Raw genomic sequence first — 21,684 nt, 5'->3', positions numbered from 1 at the left:
TCAGCCGCCGATGATCTTCATCACCGTGACGCCGCCGGAGAAGGCCACTTCCTGCTTGTCCGCCAGGGCCTTCACCAGCAGCCGCTGCAGGGCCGGCAGGGCCTGGTGGCGCGGCTTGTCGAGCAGGTCGCCGACGTAGTGGCGGTTGCTGGAGGACAGGCAGCCGTGCAGCCAGCCGGTGGAGGACAGGCGCAGGCGCGAGCAGGTGCGGCAGAAGGGTACGCTTTCGTTGGCGATCACGCCGAAGAAGCCGCGCCCCGGCACTTCATAGCGCAGCGCGGTGGCGTCCACCGGGGCGTCGGCCTGGACGTAGGGATGGTCGCGGCCGATCAGTTCGAGCAGCTCGCGCAGGCCGACGAACTGGCTGGCGAAGGCGTTGCCGTCGCGGGCCAGGTGGCCCATGCGCATCAGCTCGATGAAGCGCAGCTCGAAGCCGCGCGCCAGGCAGTAGTCCAGCAGCGGGACGACCTGGTCGAGGTTCTGCCCGCGCAGCGGCACCATGTTGACCTTGACCTTCATGCCCGCGGCGCTGGCCTCGTCCAGCCCCTTGAGCACCGTGGCCAGGTCGCCGCCGCGGGCGATGCCGCGGAAGGCCGCGGCGTCCAGGGTGTCGAGGGAGACGTTCAACCGGCGGATACCGCATTCCAGCAGCAGCGGCAGCTTGCGCGAAAGCAACTGGCCGTTGCTGGTCAGGCTGATGTCCTTCAAGCCCAGGCGGCTGACGCCATGCAGGAATTCGTCGAGCTTGGGGCTGACCAGGGGTTCGCCGCCGGTGATGCGCAGGCGCTCGATGCCGGCGGCCTCGATCAGGTAGGCCACGCCACGCACCAGGCTCTGCGCGGACAGCTCGTCCTGCGCGGCGACCAGGCGCTTGCCGTTCGGCACGCAATAGGTGCAGGCGTAGTTGCAGGCGGCGGTAAGGCTGACGCGCAGGTTGCGGAAGCGCCTGCCCTGGCGGTCGACGATCATCGATCGACTCCGGCGGAGAGTGGTTCTGTCAGTATATCCCCGCCGGGCCGCGGCGGCGGCCCGAAAGCGCCGCCGGCATTGGCTCAGGCGGCAGGGGTGTCGCCGTCGCGCTTGCGCTTGTTGCCCATGCGCACGCCGATGTCCATGAGGAACTGGAAGAAGCCCTCCTGGTCTTCCAGCACCTCGCGCCAGAAGGGCGAGTGGTACAGCGCCACGGCGCCGTGCACCAGGGCCCAGGCCGCGCAGTAGTGGAAGTACGCGGGAACGTCCTCCAGCTTGCCGGCGGCGATGCGCTCCTTGATCAACTGGCTCAAGCGCTCGAAGTTGGATTCGCGGATCTTGTGCAGTTCCTCGACCATCTCCGGCACCTGGCTGTTCTTCACCACCTTCTCTTCCAGGCGGTCGAACAGGCGGTAGCGCTGCGGATCGCGCATGCGGAACTCGAAGTAGGCGCGCGACAGGCGTTCCTTGTCGCGGGCGACGTCCTCGGAGTGGAACAGCGCCGCCAGGTCGCGCTCGTAGTCGAGCATCAGGCGCAGGTAGATCTCCGCCTTCGACTTGAAGTGCTTGTAGATGGTGCCTTTGCCGATACCCACGGCATCGGCGATCATCTCGACCGTGACACTGTCTTCGCCCTGCTCAAGGAACAGCTTGAGGGCGGTGTCGAGGATCTCCTGTTCGCGACGACGGAATTCGCGAACCTTGCGTGGCTCTTTCTGCATAAAAAGACTGTTCGGTCAAAAATAGTCAAAATCCGGAGCCGCGTATTATGCCTATTCAGCGACAAAATGCACGGAACATCCGCCATGAATCCGCTTTCTTTCGAGTTTCCCCAGGAACCCGGCCTGCGCTACCTGAACCACGCTGCCGTGGCGCCCTGGCCCAAGCGTAGCGCCGACGCCGTTGCCGCCTTCGCCAGCGAGAACATCCGCCTGGGCGCGCGCGACTATCCGCAGTGGCTGCAGGTGGAGAACCGCCTGCGCCAGCGCCTTGCGCAGCTGGTCGGCGCCGCCACCACGGGCGACGTCGCCCTGGTGAAGAATACGTCCGAAGCCCTTTCCTTCGTGGCCTTCGGACTCGACTGGCGCCCCGGCGACCAGGTGGTAATCAGCGACCAGGAATTCCCCTCCAACCGCGTCGTCTGGGAAGCCCTGAAGCCGCGCGGGGTGGAGGTCATCCAGGTGAGCCTGGAAGGCGCCGATCCCGAGGCCGACCTGCTGGCCGCCTGCGGGCCGCGCACGCGCCTGCTGTCGATCAGCGCCGTGCAGTACGCCAGCGGCCTGCGCATGGACCTGGAGCGCCTCGGTGCCGGCTGCCGCCAGCGGGGCGTGCTGTTCTGCATCGATGCCATCCAGCAACTGGGCGCCCTGCCCTTCGACGCCCAGGCCTACGACTGCGCCTTCGCCATGGCCGACGGCCACAAGTGGATGCTCGGCCCCGAGGGCCTGGGGGTGTTCTACTGCCGCGCCGCCGAGCGCGACCTGCTGTCGTTGCAGGAATACGGCTGGCACATGCTGGAGAACGCCGGCAACTACAACCAGACTGATTGGCAGCCGGCGCGCAGCGCACGGCGCTTCGAATGCGGCAGCCCGAACATGCTCGGCGCCGTGGCCCTGGACGCCAGCCTGGGGCTGCTGGAGGAGTTCGGCATGCCGGCGGTCGGCGCAGCCCTGGCCGAACGGGTACAGGCCTTGCAGGATGGCCTGCAACGCATCCCCGGAGCGCGCCTGCACAGCCCGCTGCAAGCCGAGCGCCGGGCCGGCATCCTGACCTTCAGCCTCGACGGCTGGGACAACGCCCGCCTGCACGAGCGGCTGAAGGCCGAGCAGGTAGTCTGCATCCAGCGCGGCGCCGGGGTGCGCTTCTCGCCGCACTTCTACACCCCGGAAAAGGTGATAGAGGACACATTGGCCATCATCTCGGCCCTGGCCCGGGAATAAGCCGCAACCCGCGAGCCAGGGGGCCTGCCCCCGGGCGCAGGCGGCAAATGGCGGGCCATGGGCGGAGCAGTATTCCAAATCCGTTTAAAAAACCGCCGGGCGGTTGTGGAAGCTCCGCCATCTTGGCCAATACTTCAACTTACTGGTGTGCGGCATCTCCCCCCAAGTGCCCCGCCAGTGAAGGTACCGAGGATCGCGTACCTTATTGTTACACTCCTAATGGTCTTGACCCGGATTCATCCCCCAGAACCCGGGTTTTTTTTATGTGCGTGAAATAATTGGGCTGTGCGTGCCCTTTCCTGCCTGTAGGCGCGAGCCTTGGCCCGCACTTCCATCCCCGTCATTTCTGCGAACGCGGGACGCGGCTCCATCGCGAACAGCGTGTGCGCTGGCCCGAAGGGGGATAACCCAGTGGCTTGGGGGCTTGGTGTAGCGCGCCGCACCGAGTGCTTGGATGTTTCTCGTTTCGCCCCCTCGGGCGAGTCCCTTTTGTCAAACGGTGGAAGGCCACCCCCGCAAAAAGGAACCAAAAAGGCTTGCCCCGACATACGGGCCCGACAGAGTCGGGCTACCCTCACGAACTCCCCCGCCACGGAGGCCCGCCCCGAGGGTACGTCCCTGTAGCCCATCGGGGCTCTCGCGACATCCATGTCGCATGACCTCCTGAGCGCCGGTTTCGTTCGGCCTTCTGAAGGGGCGTTTCGGAGTGCGCGGAGGTTTCTCTGGAAGTCCCAAGAGCAAAAGCCAGAGCAGAGCCGCTTTTGCTTTTCGTAGGAGCGAGCTTGCTCGCGAATGGGGTTTGCCGGGGGCGTAGGTGTTGGGGTTAAGAGCGCCCTCTCCCCAACCCTCTCCCGCAAGCGGGAGAGGGGGCAGTCCGTGCCGAGAAAAGAATTGGCTCCAGCCGGACATCACCGAGGCTGCCGGCTAACGCCATAACATCAAGCCCTGCCCAACGGTTCCCTCTCCCTTCAGGGCGGGGCGCGCAGCCGAGGGTTAGGGAGAGGGGCGGAGTTGAACCCGTGCGCGGATGTCATCGGCCAGTTCGCGAGCAAGCTCGCTCCTACATACAGGCCGGCGATCAGATCACACCGCCAACGGGAACAACCGCTTGAAGTTCGCCGTAGTCTGCTCAGCCAACACCTCGAAGCTCACCCCACGCAACACCGCCAGGTACTCGGCCACTTCGCGCACGTATTCCGGCAGGTTCGGCTTGCCGCGGTGCGGTACCGGCGCCAGGTACGGCGAATCGGTTTCCACTAGCAGGCGGTCGGCCGGTACCTGGCGGGCCACTTCGCGCAGGGCTTCGGCGTTGCGGAAGGTGACTATGCCCGACAGCGAGATGTAGAAGCCGATGTCCAGCGCCGCCTTGGCCATTTCCCAGTCCTCGGTGAAGCAGTGCAGCACGCCGGCCTGGGGCAGCGCCGCCTCGCGCAGCAGCGCCAGGGTGTCGGCGCGGGCCTCGCGGGTGTGGACGATGACCGGCTTGCCGGTGAGCTTCGCCGCTTCCAGGTGCAGGCGGAAGGCTTCCTGCTGCAGTTCGGCGGCCTCGGGTTCGTAGTGGTAGTCCAGGCCGGTCTCGCCGATAGCCACCACGCGCGGGTGGTTCAGTTCGGCCAGCAGCCAGTCCAGGGCCGGGGCTGCGCCGGGTTCCAGGTCCAATGGGTGGACGCCCACCGAGCAGTGCACGTCGGCGTAGCGTTCGGCCAGGGCCTTGACCGCCCAGGCGTTGTCGGCGCTGACGCCGATGCAGAGGAACTGCCCGACGCCACGGGCGCGCGCGGCGTCCAGGGCGGCGTCCAGCGAACCGCCATGGGCCGCGAGGTCCAGGCGGTCGAGGTGGCAATGGGAATCGACCAGCATCGAATGGGTACTCCGGAAATGACGAAGCGCCCCTGCGGGCGCCTCCTGCGTTCTGCTCATGCGCGCCGCGGCGCGCGACTTACATGGTGTGGGTCGGCCTGTCGGACTTCAGCGCCCCGGCCAGGTACGTCTCTATCTTGTTGCGCGCGGTGTTGTCGCCGTCGTTGAACTGCACGCCGATGCCCGCGGCGCGGTTGCCCTGGGCGCCCTTGGGGGTGATCCAGACCACCTTGCCGGCCACCGGGATCTTCTCCGGCTCGTCCATCAGGTTGAGCAGCATGAAGACCTCGTCGCCCAGCTTGTAGGTCTTGTTGGTCGGGATGAACAGCCCGCCGTTGCGGATGAACGGCATGTACGCGGCATAGAGTACGGACTTGTCCTTGATGGTCAGGGACAGGATACCGTTACGCGGTCCCAGGTTCGGTGGCAAGCTCATTGGGCTGTCCTAGCGATGATCCGATTGGCCGATTCTAGCCCGGCCCCGGCAGGCTTGCCCACTGCGCGAGCAGGGCTTCGAGAAGCAGGGCACGGTTGAGGTTGGCCTTGTTCAGGACTTTCTGCCGGTGCTCCAGCAGCCAGTCCTGGATCGCCATGACCTTGGGCTGGGTGGACTTCTCCGCCAGGTACTGCAGCACCTTGCGCATGTCCGCCAGGCCCAGCCCCGCCTCGTCGCGGGTCAGCTGGTAGCGCAGGATGCCCAGCGCCCAGTCGCAGAACCAGTCGAACAGCAGCGGCAGCGGCACGGCGTTCCAGCTTTCCGCCAGTTGGCCGGGGGCGATCTGCTGCTTGAGCAGCTTCTTCACTCCCTCCACCACCAGCGCGCGCTGTTCGCGCACGCCCTGGCCGTACAGGCGCTGGGCGGTCAGCGGCGAGCCGCCTGCCAGGACCAGTAGCTCGTCGAGCGCGGCGGCGTCCTCGCCGGGCAGCACGCTGGCCAGGTAGGCGCGGCTCTGCTCGGCGCTCGGCTGCGGGCAGGCCTGCTGCACGCAGCGGCTCTTGATGGTCGGCAGCAGGCGGCTGGGCTGGTGGCTGATCAGCAGCAGCACGGTGTCGCCGGAGGGCTCCTCCAGGCTCTTGAGCAGGGCGTTGGCGGAGTTGAGGTTCATCGCCTCGGCCGGCTCCAGCAGCACCACCTTGCGCCCGCCCAGCTGCGCGGTCTGCACCACGAAGTCCACCAGTTCGCGGACCTGGTCGACGCGGATGGGCTTCTCCGGCTCCTCCGGCTCCAGCAGGAAGAAATCCGGATGGGTGCCGGCGGCCAGCAGCTGGCAACCCTTGCACTGGCCGCAGGCACGGCCGCCGGCCGGGTGCTGGCAGAGCAGCAGGGCCACCAGGTTGTCGGCCAGGGCGCGCTTGCCGATGCCCGCGGGGCCGTGCAGCAGGTAGGCGTGGGCATGCCGCGGGCGGCCGCTGAGCTGCTGCCAGAGCGTGGCCTGCCAGGGGTAGATCTCAGCCATGCAGGCGCTCCAGCAGGTTCGGCAGCAGGGCCTCGATGTCGGCCTGTACGCGCGCCAGCGGCTGCGCGGCGTCGAGCACCTGGTAGCGTTGCGGCTCGGCGGCGGCGCGGCGCAGGTAGGTCTGGCGCACCGCCTCGAAGAATTCGCGGCCTTCCTGCTCGAAGCGGTCCAGGCGGCCGCGGGCGGCGGCGCGGGCCAGGCCGACTTCCACCGGCAGGTCGAAGACCAGCGTCAGGTCCGGGCGCAGCTCGCCCTGGACGAAGCGTTCCAGTTCGGCGATGCGCGACTCCGGCAGGCCGCGGCCACCGCCCTGGTAGGCGTAGGTGGCGTCGGTGAAGCGGTCGCAGAGCACCACGGCGCCGCGGGCCAGGGCCGGGCGGATGACCTGGGCGATGTGCTGGGCGCGGGCGGCGAACATCAGCAGCAGCTCGGTATCCACCGCCATCGGCTCGTCACTGGGGGCCAGCAGCAGCTCGCGGATGCGCTCGGCCAGCGGCGTGCCGCCGGGCTCGCGGGTCAGCTGCACTTCCACGCCGCGTTCGCGCAGGCGCTCGGCCAGGTACTCGCGGTTGGTGGTCTTGCCCGCGCCTTCGGGGCCTTCCAGGGTGACGAACAGGCCGCTCACTCGGCTCTCCTTCTGTCTGTGCTACTGCTGCGCCGGCGGTTGCCCAGGAGCTTCCGCCGGCGCCGGTGCGGGAATCGGCGCGGGGCTGGACCGGTAGTCCGCGCGCCGCTTCAGCTGGTATTCCTGCACCGCCTTGTTGTGGTCGTCGAGGTTGTCGGAAAACACGTGGCTGCCATCGCCACGGGCGACGAAATACAGGCTCTGGCCATCGGCCGGATTGAGCGCGGCATGGATCGCCTCGCGCCCGGGCATGGCGATCGGCGTCGGCGGCAGGCCGGCGATCACGTAGGTGTTGTAGGGGGTGGGCTCGCGCAGGTCGGCGCGGCTGATCTTGCCGCTGTAGCGCTCGCCCATGCCGTAGATCACGGTCGGGTCGGTCTGCAGCAGCATGTTCTTCTGCAGGCGGCGCACGAAGACCCCGGCGATCTGCGGGCGCTCCTGGGGCACGCCGGTTTCCTTCTCCACCAGCGATGCCATGATCAGCGCCTGGTACGGGTCCTTGTAGGGCAGGTCGCCGCTGCGGCCCTGCCACTCCTGGTCGAGGATGCGCTCCATGCGCTGGTAGGCCAGCTTGAGCAGGTCGATGTCGCGCATGCCGCGGACATAGCGGTAGGTGTCCGGGAAGAAGTGCCCCTCGGGCACGACGCCGGCCTTGCCCAGGCGCTTCATCACCTCTTCGTCGCTCAGGCCGGCCAGGGTGGCTTCCAGCTTGGGCTGGCGCGCCAGCAGTTCGCGGAACTGGTGGAAGGTCCAGCCCTCTACCAAGGTCAGGCTGTACTGCACCACGTCGCCTTCGCGCCACAGCTCCAGCAGGTCATCGCCGCTCATCCCCGGCTTGAGTCGGTATTCGCCGCTGTGCAGGGCCTGCCCGGCCAGGTTGAAGCGCCAGTACAGGCGCAGCCAGAAGGCGCCGTGCAGCACTTCCTCGTCCTGCAGGCGCGTCAGCAGCGCCCCCGGCGTGGCGCCGGAAGGGACGTCCAGCAGGCGTTCTTCGGTCAGCTGCAGCGGCTGCTGCAGGGCCCGGCGCTGCTCCCAGCCGGCCAGGCCGAGCAACAGCCCGGCCAACAGCAGGCCGCTTTCCAGCAGCACCAGCAATTTGCGCATCACAGGTCAGGAATCCAGGCGTTCGCGGAAGTGGGCTTGCAGTTTACGGGTGATCGCCCCGACCGGCCAGGCATGGGCTTCGAGTCGACGCACCGGCCAGACACCATAGAGGCTGTTGCAGAGAAAGACCTCATCGGCCTGCAACAGTTCGACGTAGGCAACATCCCGAACCGCAGTGGGAATGCCCTGCCCCGCCGCCCACTCCAGCAGTTCGGCGCGCATCACCCCGGCCACTCCGCAGCGGCTCAGTTCGGGCGTGATCAATTGGCCGTCGCGGACCAGGAACAGGTTGCTGAATACGCCTTCGACCACGCGCCCGCCCTGGTCGCGCATCAGCCCCTCGGCGAAGGCCGGGTCGCTCCATTCGCTGCGGGCCAGGACCTGCTCCAGGCGGTTGAGGTGCTTGAGGCCGGCCAGCAGCGGTTGCTCGGCCAGGCGGGTGGCGCAGGGGAAAAGGGCGATGCCCTCGTCGAAATGGGCCGCCGGGTAGGCCGGCGCCGGCGAGCCGATGAGGATGCGCCGCACCTGGGCGTCGGCCGGCGCGGCATAACCGCGCAGGCCTTCGCCGCGGGTCAGCATCAGCTTGGCCACGCCCTCGCCCAGCTGCGCGGCGAAGGCCAGCAGTTCCTGCTCGACCTGGGCCAGCGACACCGGCAGGAACAGGCGCCGGATGCCCTCTTCCAGGCGCGCCAGGTGCCGCGCCAGCAGGCGTGGCCGGCCGGCGCGCACGGCAATGGTCTCGAACAGGCCATCGCCGTAGGCCAGCCCGCGATCGCGCACGGACAGGGCCTCGGCGGGCCGGCCGTCGACCCAGGCGGACATCAGCCGTTGAACCGGCGGAACACCAGGGAACCGTTGGTGCCGCCGAAGCCGAAGGAGTTGGACACCGCCACTTCGATGCTGCGCTCCTTGAGCCGGTTCGCCACCAGGTCGAGGTCGCAGCCTTCGTCCGGGTTGTCCAGGTTGATGGTCGGCGGCGCCACCTGGTCGCGCAGCGCCAGGATGCAGAAGATGGCTTCCACCGCACCGGCGGCACCGAGCAGGTGGCCGGTCATGGACTTGGTCGAGCTCATCGACAGCTTGTAGGCGTGCTCGCCGAAGATCGACTTCACCGCGGAGATCTCGGCAATGTCGCCGGCCGGGGTGGAGGTGCCGTGGGCGTTGATGTAGTCGACCTGCTCCGGGTTCAGGCCGGCGTCGCGCAGGGCGTTCTTCATGCAACGGGCAGCGCCGGCGCCATCTTCCGGCGGCGCGGTCATGTGGAAGGCGTCGCCGCTCATGCCGAAGCCGACCAGCTCGGCGTAGATGCGCGCGCCGCGGGCCTTGGCGTGCTCCAGCTCTTCCAGCACCACTGCGCCGGCGCCGTCGGAGAGCACGAAGCCGTCGCGGTCCCTGTCCCACGGGCGGCTGGCCCTGGCCGGCTCGTCGTTGCGGGTGGACAGCGCGCGGGCGGCGCCGAAACCGCCGATGCCCAGGCCGCAGGTGGCCATTTCCGAACCGCCGGCGACCATCACGTCAGCCTCGCCGTAGGCGATGTTGCGCGCGGCCATGCCGATGTTGTGGGTGCCGGTGGTGCAAGCGGTGGTGATGGCGTAGTTGGGGCCCTGCAGACCGAGGTTGATCGACAGGAACCCGGAAACCATGTTGATGACCGAGCCGGGCACGAAGAACGGCGAAATGCGCCGCGGCCCCTGCTCGAACAGAGAACGGCAGGTGTTCTCGATGTTGGTCAGGCCGCCGATGCCCGAGCCGATGGCGACGCCGATGCGCTCGCGGTTGGCGTCGGTAACTTCCAGACCGGAATCGCGCACCGCCTGGTAGCTGGCGGCCAGGCCGTACTGGATGAACAGGTCGAGTTTGCGGGCTTCCTTGGCGGACATGTACTGCTCGACGTCGAACCCCCTCACCGAACCGCCGAAGCGGGTGGAAAAGGCGGAAAGGTCCATGTGCTCGATCGGGGCGATACCGCTGCGGCCGGCCAGGATACCCTGCCAGGAACTCGGCACGTCCACGCCCAGCGGCGAGAGCATACCCATGCCAGTGATGACGACGCGTCTGCGCGACACTACGACTTCCTCATTTTGCGAATACACGGCATAGGCGCCGGACCGCGACCAGGGCTGTCCAGCGCCATGCTAAAGAAAAGCCGCACGCCTTTGCAGGCCGTGCGGCTTCTTCCGTCGGAAACGGCTACTTATTGCTGGTGGGCAACGATGTAGTCGATGGCTTCCTGCACGGTGGTGATCTTTTCGGCTTGCTCGTCGGGGATTTCGGTCTCGAATTCCTCTTCCAGAGCCATCACCAGCTCAACGGTGTCAAGGGAGTCGGCGCCCAGGTCTTCGACGAAGGAAGCGCTGTTGGTGACTTCTTCTTCCTTAACGCCGAGTTGCTCAGCAACGATCTTCTTGACGCGTTCTTCGATGGTGCTCATACCTTGTTTTCACTCCTATGGACAATCCGTACAGCTGGGCTGCGGGTAAGTGTATAGAAAGGGTTTTCTGCATTTCAAGCTGAACGCCGACGCCCCTTCGCGACCACCACGATGTTCTGTCTATAACCCAGTTGCATCTATATAACGGATTTTAGACAGCGCATATGACACATCCGCGAAGAGTAAGGTCACATTCAGCTCATGTACATTCCGCCATTCACCGGTACCGTGGCGCCGGTCACATAGGCGGCACCATCGGAGGCGAGGAATCCTACCACCTTGGCGATCTCTTCGGCTTGGCCGAGACGCCCGAGCGGAATCTGGCCGAGCAGCGCTTCGCGCTGGGCTTCGGGCAGCTCGCGGGTCATGTCGGTGTCGATGAAGCCCGGGGCCACCGCGTTGACGGTGATGGCACGGGAGCCCACTTCGCGCGCCAGGGCGCGGGTGAAGCCCTCTAGGCCGGCCTTCGCCGCGGCATAGTTGGTCTGCCCGGCATTACCCATGGCGCCGACCACCGAGCCGATGTTGATGATGCGACCCCAGCGAGCCTTGGTCATGCCGCGCAGCACGGCTTTCGACAGACGGTAGAGGCTGTTGAGGTTGGTGTTGACCACGTCGAACCACTCGTCGTCCTTCATCCGCATCAGCAGGTTGTCGCGGGTGATGCCGGCGTTGTTGACCACGATCAGCGGCTGGCCGAGGTGCTGCTGGATGTGTTCGAGGGTGGAGGCGACGGATTCGTCGCTGGAAACGTCCAGGACCAGGCCGGCGCCTTCGATGCCGTTGGCCTTGAGGTATTCGGCGATCTTCTCGGCGCCCGAGGCGCTGGTGGCGGTGCCGATGACGATGGCGCCCAGGCGGCCCAGTTCCAGGGCGATGGCCTGGCCGATGCCGCGGCTCGCGCCGGTGACCAGGGCAACCTTACCTTGCAGACTCATGCTCTTATCTCCTGTTCAAGCCAGAGCCGCACGAGCCGCCGCGAAGGCGTCCGCCGAATCCAGATTGTGGGTGTTCACGCCCTTGGCGCAACGCTTGTTCAGGCCGGCCAGGACCTTGCCAGGGCCGCACTCTACCAGATCGCTCACGCCCTTGGCGGCGAGCAGTTGCACGGTCTCGACCCAGCGCACCGGGCTGTACAGCTGCGCCAGAAGGTCGCGCTTGAGGGTGTCGAGGTCCGCCGGCACCTGGGCGCTGACGTTCTGCACCAGGGCGATCTGCGGAGCCTGCCAGGCGATGGCTTCCACCGCTTCGGCGAAGCGCTCGGCGGCCGGGCGCATCAGCGCGCAGTGCGACGGCACGCTGACCGGCAGCGCCACGGCGCGCTTGGCGCCGCGCGCCTTGCAGGCCTCGATGGCACGCTCGACCGCGGCGGCGGCACCGGCGATCACCACCTGGCCGGGAGCGTTGAAGTTGACGGCGCTGACCACCTCACCCTGCGCGGCTTCGGCGCAGGCGGCCAGCACGTCGGCGTCTTCCAGGCCGAGGATCGCGGCCATGCCGCCGGTACCGGCGGGCACCGCTTCCTGCATCAATTGGCCGCGGCGCTCGACCAGTTTCACCGCCTCGGCGAAGCCCAGGCTGCCGGCGGCGACCAGGGCCGAGTACTCGCCCAGGCTGTGGCCGGCGACGTAGGCCGGCGCGGCGCCGCCCTCGGCCTGCCACAGGCGCCACAGGGCGATGGAGGCGGTGAGGATGGCGGGCTGGGTCTTGTCGGTCTGGTTCAGGCGCTCTTCCGGGCCTTCCTGCACCAGAGCCCAGAGGTCGTAGCCCAGGGCCGACGAGGCTTCGGCGAAGGTGTCACGCACCAGTGCGTGCTGCGCGCCCAACTCGGCCAGCATGCCGAGGGATTGCGAGCCCTGGCCGGGGAAAACGAATGCGAGGGATGCGGACATTGCAACGGGTCCCTTGTGTCTGTTTCGTCGAAGGGTAACGCCAGCAGCAGCCTGGCGCATGGAACTGACAGTTGGATGACGGCCTCGACCGCGCGGTCACATCGCCAGGGCGAGGACATCATCTCGCCGGGCGGCCTTGCGAGCGCGGTGCGCAAGCATACTTCCATTACCGCCAGAAATCTCTATTTCCTTTCTATTCAGTTACTTAGAGAAGGCTCTCGAGTCGCCCGTGGAGCCGCTGCGGCAGGTTCTCGCGGATTTCCGCCAGGGCCCGGCGCAGAGCACTCTGGATGCCCTCCTCGGCCGCGCTGCCGTGGCTCTTCACCACGATGCCCTGCAGCCCCAGGAAGCTCGCGCCGTTGTGCCGGGCCGGCGTCAGGTCGCTGCGCAGGCGGCGCAGCAGCGGCATGGCCACCAGGCCAATGGCTTTCGCCGACAGGCTAGACGCGAACAGTTGCTCCAGGCGGCTGACCACCATGGCCGCCAGCCCCTCGCTGGCTTTCAGCAGGATGTTGCCGACGAAGCCGTCGCACACCACCACGTCGGCCAGGCCACGGTACAGGCCGTCGCCTTCTATGTAGCCGATGTAGTTGATGCCGCGGGCCTGCTCCAGCAGGGTCGAGGCCAGCTTGACCTGCTGGTTGCCCTTGATTTCCTCGGTGCCGACGTTGAGCAGCGCCACCCTCGGGTTGGCCTTGCCCAGCGCCTCGGCCGCCACCGCGCCCATCACGGCGAACTGGTAGAGGTGCTCGGCGCTGCAATCGACGTTCGCCCCCAGGTCCAGCAGGTGGCAATGCCCGGTCTGGGTCGGCACGGCGGTGACCATGGCCGGCCGGTCGATGCCCGGCAGGGTCTTGAGCAGATAGCGCGACAGGGCCATCAGCGCGCCGGTATTGCCGGCGCTGACGCAGGCATGGGCCGTACCGTCGCGGACCAGTTCCAGGGCGACGCGCATGGAGGAGTCGGGCTTGCTGCGCAGGGCCTGGGACGGGCGTTCGTCCATGCCGATGACTTCGCTGGCGTGCTGGATGTGCAGGCGCGGGCGGTCGACCGCGGGAACGCGGGCGCAGAGTTCTTCGAGAAGGGGAGCCTGGCCGACGAGGACCAGTTGCAGAGCGGGGTGCCGGGCCAGGAAGGAAATGCTGGCCGGAACAATGCAGTGGGGACCGAAGTCCCCACCCATTGCATCAATCGCGATGATTGGTGCGGACAAGGATTACTCGTCAGAGCCCTTGTCTACGACCTTGCGGCCGCGATAGAAGCCGTCCGGGGAGACGTGGTGGCGCAGGTGGACTTCACCGGTGCTCTTTTCCACGGACAGAGCGTTCGCATCGAGCGCATCGTGGGAACGACGCATGTCACGAGCGGAACGGGATTTTTTGTTCTGCTGAACAGCCATGATTGATTAACTCCTAAACGTTTGGGTCACGCTTCAACTGCGCCAGTACGCTGAACGGGTTGGGACGTTCTTCCACGTTCTCGCTCGGCTCGGGCGCTGCTGCAAATCCCGCCGGATGCTGGCATTCTTCAGGGTCATGGGCCGGAACGATGGGCAAGGCGAGCAACAGCTCGTCCTCGACCAGAGGCGGCAGGTCGAGGGGTTCCTCCCCCACTTCCAGCGCATCGTACCCCTTCGGCAGCCCTTCGGCAGACTGGCCTTCCCAGAGGATGGCGAAGTCGGACTCGCTGGTGACCTGGAAGGTCGCCGGCTCGAGGCAGCGTTGGCATACCATGCTCACCTGCGCGTCGACTTCGACATGCATGACCGCCAGCTTCTGCTCGTCGCGGTGGAAGAAGAACTTCGCCCGGACGTTGCCTTCGCTGCTGGTCAGCTGTTCGCACACCCGCGGCATACTGGCGAGCGGCAGCACACCCTCGAGGGTGGCTTCGCGCTCTACCAATTTGCGCGGATCGACGTGAGGTGGTATCGGCCCATTCAACATAAGCGCGCCATTATAGGGATGCACCCGCCTCTGTCAAAGGAAATTAGGCATAAACCGCTGTATGGACAGCCTTTTCGCTAGAATCGCGGACTTCGCCCAGGAGACTCCCGATGCGCCCACTGATTCTCGCCTCAAGCTCGCCCTACCGCCGCGAATTGCTGCAACGCCTGCGCCTGCCCTTCGAATGCGCGAGCCCGGATATAGATGAAAGCCCGCTGCCCGGCGAAAGCGCCGAACAACTGGTGCGCCGCCTCGCCGAAGCCAAGGCGCGGGCGCTGGCGGCGCGCTTTCCCGAGCACCTGATCATCGGCTCGGACCAGGCCGCCGTCCAGGGCCAGGCGATCCTCGGCAAGCCGCACACCCTGGAGCGGGCCATGGAGCAACTCAAGGCCTCCAGCGGCAACAGCGTCAGCTTCCTCACCGGCCTGGCCCTGCTGGACAGCGCCAGCGGCCGCTGCCAGGTGGACTGCATCCCCTTCCGCGTGCACTTCCGCGAACTGGACGAGGCGCGCATCCGCCGCTACCTCGAAGCCGAACGCCCCTTCGATTGCGCCGGCAGCTTCAAGGCCGAGGGCCTGGGCGTCAGCCTGTTCCGCGCGACAGAGGGCGAGGACGGCACCAGCCTGGTCGGCCTGCCGCTGATCCGCCTGGTGGACATGCTGCTGGCGGAAGGCGTGCAGGTTCCCTGAGCATCGCGGACGGAGTCCGCCCCCCTCCCCCTACAATCGGCCCCCTTCCGGAACATGTAGGAGCGCGCCCTGCGCGCGAATCGCGGGCAGGGCCCGCTCCTACAGGGGAATGGCATGGGCGGGCGGTGTAGGAGCGGAGGTCGACAAGGCCCGCCCGGAAACGAAAAAGCCGCTGCCTCTATATATAAAGGCAGCGGCTCGTTTCGAGCACCAGGGCCTCAGCGCAGCGCCGGCCCCTGCCAGCCCATCCACAGCGCCAGGCGCTCGGCGACGCTGGCGCCGATCTTCTTGGCGAAGCGGTCGAACGGCGTTTCCTGCACGGTGTAGTCGACGATTTCCTTTTCCTTGACCACATCGCGCGCCACGTAACTGGTACTGCCCAGGCCATCGATCAGGCCGAGTTGCAGCGCCTGCTCGCCGGACCAGATCAGCCCGGAGAACAGCTCGGGGTGGTCCTTGTCCTTCAGGCGATCGCCGCGCCCTTTCTTCACGCTGTCGATGAACTGCTTGTGGGTGGTGTCCAGCACGCCCTGCCAGAACTGCGTCTCTTCGGCCTTGGGCGGCTGGAAGGGATCGAGGAAGGCCTTGTGCTCGCCGGAGGTGTAGACGCGGCGATCGACGCCGAGCTTCTCCATGGTGCCGACGAAGCCGAAGGTGGCGGCGGTGACGCCGATGGAGCCGACCAGGCTGGCCTTGTCGGCGTAGATCTCATCGGCGGCGCTGGCGATGTAGTAGGCGCCGGACGCCCCCAGGTCGCTGATCACCGCGTAGACCTTCACGTCCGGATGCAGGCCGCGCTGGCGCTTGATCTCGTCATATATATAGCCGGACTGCACCGGACTGCCGCCCGGGCTGTTGATGCGCAGGACGATGCCCTTGGTGCCGCTGTCCTCGAAGGCCGCCTTCAGCGCCCCGACGACATTGTCGGCGCTGGCCGGCTCGTCGTCGGCAATCATGCCCTTCACCTCGATCAGCGCGGTATGGCTGCCGCTGCGCGAGGCGGACTTGGACAGACCGCTCAAGGGGGTGAACAGCGCCAGGGCGCCGAACAGGTAGACGAAGGTCAGCAGCTTGAAGAAGATGCCCCAGCGACGGGCCCGGCGCTGTTCCTGCACGCCCGCCAGCACAGCCTTCTCCAGCAGCTTCCAGCTCTTCGCGTCTTCCTTGCCGGGCTCCTCGGCCTTCCACTCATCCGACATGCTCGCTCACCTCGATCCGTAGGTCCTGCGCCCGGCCATCCAGCCAGGCGCGCAATTCGTTGAAATGCCCGATTTCCAGGCGCGGGCCGTATTCGCGCAGCACGGACAGCGGCTGCGCCCCGTAGGACACCGCCACCGAATCCATGCCCGCCCGGCGCGCCATCTCCAGGTCGAAGGGCGCATCCCCGACCATCAGCGCGCGGCCCGGCTCGACCCGGCAATGCGCGAGGATTTCATGCAGCATGCGTGGGTCGGGCTTGCTCGCCGACTCGTCGGCGGCGCGGGTGATGTCGAAGAAGCCTTCCCAGCCCCGCCCCTTCAGCACCCGATCCAGGCCGCGGCGGCTCTTGCCGGTGGCGACCGCCAGACGGTAGCCGGACTGGCGGAAATGCTCCAGCGCATCGGCCACGCCGGGGAACAAAGGAGAAGGTTCGACCTCCAGCATCAGATAATGCTCGGCGTAATCGCCACGAAAGACTGTCAGCGCCGCCTCATCGTCGACTTCCGGGTACAGCGTCTGGATCGCCTCCGGCAGCCCCAGGCCGATGATGCCTTTTATGGCTTCGTCGCTGCGCCGCGGCAGGCCGGAACGCTCGGCCGCCACCCGCATCGACTCGACGATGCGGCCGACGGAATCGACCAGAGTGCCGTCCCAGTCGAAGACCAGCAGCGCGTAATCAGGCATCCAGGCGCTCCAGGGTGCTGCGCCAGATGTCATCCACCTCGGCGTCCAGCTCCAGGGTGGAGCCGTCGGGCATGGGCACGCGCAGCTGCGCGGAGTGCAGGAACAGGCGCTTGCCGCCCAGCTCGCGGATTTCGCGAGAGAATTCGTCGTCACCGTACTTGGCGTCGCCGGCGATGGAATGCCCGGCGTGCTTGGCGTGCACGCGAATCTGATGGGTGCGCCCGGTGATCGGCCGCGCCTCCACCAGGGTGGCGAAGTCGCCGAAGCGGCGCAGCACCTTGAACTCGGTGAGCGCGTCCTTGCCTTCGACGTTGACCTCCACCATGCGCTCGCCGGAACGCAGGTTGTTCTTCAGCAGCGGCGCGCGGATCTGCTTCTTCGCCGCCGGCCAGCTGCCGCGCACAAGGGCGTGGTAGCGCTTGTCCACCACGTGCTCGTTGCGCAGCGCATCATGCAAGTGGCGCAACATGCTGCGCTTCTTGGCGATCATCAGCAGGCCGGAAGTGTCGCGGTCCAGACGGTGCACCAGCTCCAGGTCCTTGGCCTCCGGGCGCAGCTGACGGAAGGCCTCGATCACGCCATAGCTGAGGCCGCTGCCGCCGTGCACGGCGATGCCGGCGGGCTTGTTGATCACGATCAGCGCCTTGTCTTCGTAGACGATGGCGGCCTCCAGGCGCTCGAGCAGCCCCTGGGCCAGCGGCGCCGGCTCGTCGCGCTCGGCCAGGCGCAGCGGCGGCACACGCACCACGTCCCCGGCCTGCAGCTTGTACTCGGGCTTGATCCGCCCCTTGTTCACCCGCACCTCGCCCTTGCGCAGGATGCGATAGATCAAGGTCTTGGGTACGCCTTTGAGCTGAGTTCTGAGGAAATTGTCGATGCGCTGGCCGGCATATTCCGGCGCGACTTCAAGCAGCTGGACGCCGGAAGTCGGAGGGGAGGAAGTCGTCATCCGCCCATCATAGCAATTTTTCATTCAATTGAAGCACTTAATCATTGCTGCTATATTCGGGAGGCCGCCAAAAGTGGCCGGGCCCGCGGATGTCAGCGAAATCGCCATCCCCGCTGCCTGCAAGCACATTGAACGGACGTGAGGCAGTCCTGCGAAGCGTTGCCGTGGCGGACCCATGAATCCCTCGCCGCAACGATTCGGAACCCGAGCCTTGAGACATGACGCACGGCTGCCTCGGTAGCCGTGAAAAGCCAACCCGCTCCCGGATTCTGCGAGCGGCACCCGCTTCTTCAATAGGAAACGTGCAGGGTGGAGATGCACAACTGTCGGACCGCGTAGCTGGCATAGCCTTGTTTCAGACGCACTCTTTCGTCCGCCTCCGACAGCTGATTCCTCCTCCTGTTGATTGCTTGTTCGCAGGACAAGCAGGAGACGTAGTCGCGACCCGGCCCGTTGCTGGCCGGACGTCGCTGGACACGGGAATGGTCCGCCGTTCCTGAGTACGCGCCTGAGCACCGACCGTGAGAGTCGTGGGTGCCGATTGCCGTTTCCGGTGGCCCCGGAAACCATTGGTACTACATGAAAAGAATGCTGATCAACGCAACTCAACCCGAAGAGTTGCGTGTAGCGCTGGTAGATGGCCAGCGTCTGTTCGACCTGGACATCGAGTCCGGCGCGCGCGAACAGAAGAAGGCCAACATCTACAAGGGCCGCATCACCCGCGTCGAGCCCAGCCTGGAAGCCGCCTTCGTCGACTTCGGCGCCGAGCGCCACGGCTTCCTCCCCCTCAAGGAAATTTCCCGCGAGTACTTCAAGAAGAACCCCGAAGGGCGCATCAACATCAAGGATGTGCTCAGCGAAGGCCAGGAAGTCATCGTCCAGGTCGAGAAGGAAGAGCGCGGCAACAAGGGCGCGGCCCTGACCACCTTCATCAGCCTGGCCGGCCGCTACCTGGTGCTGATGCCGAACAACCCCCGCGCCGGCGGCATCTCCCGCCGCATCGAGGGCGAAGAGCGCAACGAACTGCGCGAAGCCCTGAACGGCCTGAACGCCCCCGCCGACATGGGCCTGATCGTCCGCACCGCGGGCCTGGGCCGCAGCTCCGAAGAACTGCAGTGGGACCTGGACTACCTCCTGCAACTGTGGGGCGCCATCAAGGAAGCCTCCGGCGAGCGCGGCGCGCCCTTCCTGATCTACCAGGAAAGCAACGTCATCATCCGCGCCATCCGCGACTACCTGCGCCAGGACATCGGCGAAGTGCTGATCGACAGCATCGACGCCCAGGAAGAAGCCCTGAACTTCATCCGCCAGGTGATGCCGCAGTACGCCAGCAAGGTGAAGCTGTACCAGGACAGCGTTCCGCTGTTCAACCGCTTCCAGATCGAGAGCCAGATCGAGACCGCCTTCCAGCGCGAAGTGAAGCTGCCCTCCGGCGGCTCCATCGTCATCGACCCGACCGAGGCCCTGGTCTCCATCGACATCAACTCGGCGCGCGCCACCAAGGGCGGCGACATCGAGGAAACCGCCCTGCAGACCAACCTGGAAGCGGCCGAGGAAATCGCCCGCCAGCTGCGCCTGCGTGACATCGGCGGCCTGATCGTCATCGACTTCATCGACATGACCCCGGCGAAGAACCAGCGCGCCGTGGAAGAGCGCGTGCGCGAAGCCCTCGAGGCCGACCGCGCGCGCGTGCAGGTCGGGCGCATCTCGCGCTTCGGCCTGCTGGAGATGTCCCGCCAGCGCCTGCGTCCGTCCCTCGGCGAGACCAGCGGCATCGTCTGCCCGCGTTGCAACGGCCAGGGCATCATTCGCGACGTGGAATCCCTGTCGCTGGCCATCCTGCGCCTGATCGAGGAAGAAGCGCTGAAGGACCGCACCGCGGAAGTCCGCGCCCGCGTGCCCTTCCAGGTCGCCGCCTTCCTGCTCAACGAGAAGCGCAACGCCATCACCAAGATCGAGCTGCGCACCCGCGCGCGCATCTTCATCCTGCCGGACGAGCATCTGGAAACCCCGCACTTCGAAGTGCAGCGCCTGCGTGACGACAACCCGGACCTGCTGGTCGGCCACACCAGCTACGAGATGGCCCAGGTCGAGCACGAGGAAGTCCAGCCGGTCAGCGCCACCCGCACCCTGGTACGCCAGGAAGCCGCGGTGAAGACCGTTTCCCCGCAGACTCCCGCTCCGCAGCAGGCCGAACAGGCCGCCGCGCCGCAACCGGTGGAAGCCGCCAAGCCGATGCCGCAGCCGAGCCTGTTCCAGGGCCTGGTCAAGTCGCTGGTGAGCCTGTTCGCCGGCAAGGAAGAAGAGGCCAAGCCGGCCGCCAGCGCGGAGAAACCCGCCAGCGAGCGCAGCTCGACCCCGGACGAGCGCCGCAACGGCCGCCAGCAGAACCGTCGCCGTGATGGCGGCCGTCGCGACGACGAGCGCAAGCCCCGCGAGGAGCGTGGCGAGCGCAACGAGCGCCGTCGTGAAGAGCGCGCCGAGCGCCCGGCCCGCGAAGAGCGCCAGCCGCGTGAAGAACGCGCCGAACGCCAGCCGCGCGAGGAACGTCAACCGCGCGAAGAGCGTGCCGAGCGTCAGCCGCGCGAGGAACGCCAGCCGCGTGAAGAGCGCGCCGAGCGTCAGCCCCGCGAGGAACGTCAGCCGCGCGAAGAGCGTGCCGAGCGTCAGCCCCGCGAGGAGCGCCAACCGCGTGAAGAGCGCGCCGAGCGTCAACCCCGCGAGGAACGCCAACCGCGTGAAGAGCGTGCCGAGCGCCAGCCCCGTGAGGAGCGCCAACCGCGTGAAGAACGCGCCGAGCGCCAGCCGGGTGAAGAGCGTCAGCCCCGTGAAGAACGCCAGCCGCGCGAAGAGCGTGGTGAGCGTCGCGAACGTGGCGAACGCCAGCCCCGCGAGGAGCGCCAGGCCCGCGAAGCCGCGCTGGAAGCCGAAGAGCCGAACAACGAGGAACTGCTGGAGCAGGACGACCAGGAAGGCAGCGATGACGATCGTCCGCGCCGCCGTTCCCGTGGCCAGCGCCGCCGCAGCAACCGCCGCGAGCGTCAGCGCGAAGTCGGCGTGGAAGGCCCGGAGGCCGGTGAGCAGCCGCAAGGCAGCGAGTCGCCGTCCGCCCCGGCCCTGGCCGCAACCGGCGTTGCCGCGGTAGCCGTGGTCGCCGAGCAGGTCGTCGAAGCCGCCAGCGAGCAAACCGCCGAGCCGGTCGCTGCCGTCGAAGCCGGCGCCGACACCGTCGTGGTCACCGAGACCCGCGAGGAAAGCGCCGGCGAGCAGATCGTCGAGTTCAGCCTGCAGCCGAGCGAATCCGCCCCGGCCGCCGCCGAGCCGGTCGAGCAGCCTGCTGCGCAAGCCGTGGTCGAAGCCGCTCCGGTCGTCGAGACCGCTCACGTCGAACCCGAGGTGGTCGAAGCCCCGGTCGCCCAGGCCGAGCCTGCTGTTGCCGCGCCGAGCCAGGACGAAGCCCAGCCGGCAGCCAACGCCACCGGCCGCGCCCTGAACGACCCGCGCGAGCGTCGTCGCCTGCAGCGCGAAGCCGAGCGCCTGGCCCGTGAAGCCGCGGAAGCCGCCGCTGCCGCTCCGGCCGTAGTAGAAACCGCCGGGGTCGAACAGGCCGCCGAGGTGGAAGCCATCGCCGAGCAGCAAGTCGAGGCCGCGGAAGAAAGCGTCGTAGAAGCGGCCCAGGAGACTGTCGAAGCGTCTGCCACCACCGAAGCCGCCGAAGCACCCGCTGCCGAAGCTGCCGAAGCTGCCGAAGCTGCCGAAGCTGCCGAAGCTGCCGAAGGCGAGCAGACCATCCAGGCCGTCGAGGAGCAAGTCGAAGCCGACAAGGCCGAGCAGCACCGCGAAGAAGTGGAAAAGCACCACGGCTGATCGCCCGCGTGCTGAAAAAGGGGATGCCTAGGCATCCCCTTTTTTTATGGTTTCTGGGTTGCGCGGGGTAGATC

21 protein-coding genes are annotated in these 21,684 nt (G+C 67.1%); 3 read left to right on the top strand and 18 right to left on the bottom strand.

Going from position 1 to position 21,684, the window contains the following annotated elements; all coding sequences use genetic code 11:
- On the bottom strand, window positions 1-969 hold the full coding sequence (locus tag IG194_RS23985; protein ID WP_058488945.1) for a GTP 3',8-cyclase MoaA: 969 nt from the start codon (window positions 967-969) through the stop codon (window positions 1-3).
- An 83-nt stretch (window positions 970-1,052) separates the two neighbouring features.
- Complete coding sequence (locus IG194_RS23980) at window positions 1,053-1,691, bottom strand: TetR/AcrR family transcriptional regulator (protein WP_009621451.1); 639 nt, start codon at window positions 1,689-1,691, stop codon at window positions 1,053-1,055.
- A gap of 84 nt (window positions 1,692-1,775) precedes the next feature.
- On the opposite strand from IG194_RS23980, the gene IG194_RS23975 reads away from it, so the two are divergent.
- Complete coding sequence (locus tag IG194_RS23975) at window positions 1,776-2,909, top strand: aminotransferase class V-fold PLP-dependent enzyme (protein ID WP_058488944.1); 1,134 nt, start codon at window positions 1,776-1,778, stop codon at window positions 2,907-2,909.
- Between the two features lie 1,083 nt (window positions 2,910-3,992).
- Here the strand turns inward: IG194_RS23975 and IG194_RS23970 are convergent.
- The 13 genes from IG194_RS23970 to IG194_RS23910 all read right to left on the bottom strand — a co-directional run bounded on the left by IG194_RS23970 (window position 3,993) and on the right by IG194_RS23910 (window position 14,221).
- Window positions 3,993-4,769 (bottom strand): TatD family hydrolase, encoded by a 777-nt coding sequence (locus IG194_RS23970; RefSeq protein ID WP_058488943.1) that lies wholly within the window; start codon window positions 4,767-4,769, stop codon window positions 3,993-3,995.
- A gap of 79 nt (window positions 4,770-4,848) precedes the next feature.
- A complete protein-coding gene (locus IG194_RS23965; RefSeq protein ID WP_009621447.1) occupies window positions 4,849-5,205 on the bottom strand; it encodes a PilZ domain-containing protein in 357 nt (118 codons plus the stop codon).
- Window positions 5,206-5,239: 34 nt separating this feature from the next.
- Complete coding sequence (locus tag IG194_RS23960) at window positions 5,240-6,226, bottom strand: DNA polymerase III subunit delta' (RefSeq protein ID WP_043267251.1); 987 nt, start codon at window positions 6,224-6,226, stop codon at window positions 5,240-5,242.
- Window positions 6,219-6,851, bottom strand: a complete 633-nt coding sequence (gene tmk / locus IG194_RS23955) for a dTMP kinase (protein ID WP_058488942.1) — start codon at window positions 6,849-6,851, stop codon at window positions 6,219-6,221. Before tmk ends, IG194_RS23960 begins: the two co-directional genes overlap by 8 nt.
- A gap of 21 nt (window positions 6,852-6,872) precedes the next feature.
- Window positions 6,873-7,955: an endolytic transglycosylase MltG gene (gene mltG / locus IG194_RS23950; RefSeq protein WP_043267255.1), complete on the bottom strand. Its 1,083-nt coding sequence runs from the start codon at window positions 7,953-7,955 to the stop codon at window positions 6,873-6,875.
- A 6-nt stretch (window positions 7,956-7,961) separates the two neighbouring features.
- Window positions 7,962-8,777: an aminodeoxychorismate lyase gene (gene pabC / locus IG194_RS23945; protein ID WP_058488941.1), complete on the bottom strand. Its 816-nt coding sequence runs from the start codon at window positions 8,775-8,777 to the stop codon at window positions 7,962-7,964.
- A complete protein-coding gene (gene fabF, locus IG194_RS23940; RefSeq protein WP_009621439.1) occupies window positions 8,777-10,021 on the bottom strand; it encodes a beta-ketoacyl-ACP synthase II in 1,245 nt (414 codons plus the stop codon). Before fabF ends, pabC begins: the two co-directional genes overlap by 1 nt.
- A gap of 128 nt (window positions 10,022-10,149) precedes the next feature.
- Complete coding sequence (gene acpP, locus IG194_RS23935; RefSeq protein ID WP_007160597.1) at window positions 10,150-10,386, bottom strand: acyl carrier protein; 237 nt, start codon at window positions 10,384-10,386, stop codon at window positions 10,150-10,152.
- Between the two features lie 194 nt (window positions 10,387-10,580).
- Window positions 10,581-11,324, bottom strand: a complete 744-nt coding sequence (gene fabG, locus IG194_RS23930; protein ID WP_009621431.1) for a 3-oxoacyl-ACP reductase FabG — start codon at window positions 11,322-11,324, stop codon at window positions 10,581-10,583.
- A 15-nt stretch (window positions 11,325-11,339) separates the two neighbouring features.
- A complete protein-coding gene (gene fabD, locus IG194_RS23925) occupies window positions 11,340-12,278 on the bottom strand; it encodes an ACP S-malonyltransferase (RefSeq protein WP_043316160.1) in 939 nt (312 codons plus the stop codon).
- A 205-nt stretch (window positions 12,279-12,483) separates the two neighbouring features.
- Window positions 12,484-13,491: a phosphate acyltransferase PlsX gene (gene plsX, locus IG194_RS23920; protein ID WP_082656923.1), complete on the bottom strand. Its 1,008-nt coding sequence runs from the start codon at window positions 13,489-13,491 to the stop codon at window positions 12,484-12,486.
- Between the two features lie 3 nt (window positions 13,492-13,494).
- Window positions 13,495-13,677 (bottom strand): 50S ribosomal protein L32, encoded by a 183-nt coding sequence (gene rpmF, locus IG194_RS23915; RefSeq protein WP_009621425.1) that lies wholly within the window; start codon window positions 13,675-13,677, stop codon window positions 13,495-13,497.
- Window positions 13,678-13,690: 13 nt separating this feature from the next.
- Window positions 13,691-14,221 carry a YceD family protein gene (locus IG194_RS23910; protein WP_058488940.1) on the bottom strand — a complete coding sequence of 177 codons (531 nt, stop codon included), beginning with the start codon at window positions 14,219-14,221 and terminating at the stop codon, window positions 13,691-13,693.
- Between the two features lie 110 nt (window positions 14,222-14,331).
- Between IG194_RS23910 and IG194_RS23905 the strand changes: the two genes are divergently transcribed.
- A complete protein-coding gene (locus tag IG194_RS23905; protein ID WP_058488939.1) occupies window positions 14,332-14,910 on the top strand; it encodes a Maf family protein in 579 nt (192 codons plus the stop codon).
- 218 nt (window positions 14,911-15,128) lie between these two features.
- On the opposite strand, the gene sppA is transcribed toward IG194_RS23905, so the two are convergent.
- The 3 genes from sppA to rluC are packed head-to-tail and all read right to left on the bottom strand — an operon-like array spanning window position 15,129 to window position 17,743.
- A complete protein-coding gene (gene sppA, locus IG194_RS23900; RefSeq protein ID WP_058488938.1) occupies window positions 15,129-16,109 on the bottom strand; it encodes a signal peptide peptidase SppA in 981 nt (326 codons plus the stop codon).
- Window positions 16,099-16,794, bottom strand: a complete 696-nt coding sequence (locus IG194_RS23895) for an HAD-IIIA family hydrolase (RefSeq protein ID WP_058488937.1) — start codon at window positions 16,792-16,794, stop codon at window positions 16,099-16,101. The genes sppA and IG194_RS23895 overlap by 11 nt, the downstream gene beginning before the upstream one ends.
- Complete coding sequence (gene rluC / locus IG194_RS23890; protein ID WP_058488936.1) at window positions 16,787-17,743, bottom strand: 23S rRNA pseudouridine(955/2504/2580) synthase RluC; 957 nt, start codon at window positions 17,741-17,743, stop codon at window positions 16,787-16,789. Before rluC ends, IG194_RS23895 begins: the two co-directional genes overlap by 8 nt.
- Window positions 17,744-18,322: 579 nt before the next feature.
- Here rluC and rne point away from each other — a divergent pair.
- Window positions 18,323-21,610 carry a ribonuclease E gene (gene rne, locus IG194_RS23885; protein WP_058488935.1) on the top strand — a complete coding sequence of 1,096 codons (3,288 nt, stop codon included), beginning with the start codon at window positions 18,323-18,325 and terminating at the stop codon, window positions 21,608-21,610.
- Window positions 21,611-21,684 lie beyond the last annotated feature (74 nt).

Source organism: Pseudomonas sp. ADPe (assembly GCF_014843515.1).
GTDB lineage: Bacteria > Pseudomonadota > Gammaproteobacteria > Pseudomonadales > Pseudomonadaceae > Pseudomonas > Pseudomonas citronellolis.
The sequence above is the reverse complement of the archived record's forward strand: the minus strand, read 5'-3'. Positions and strand labels throughout refer to the sequence as shown.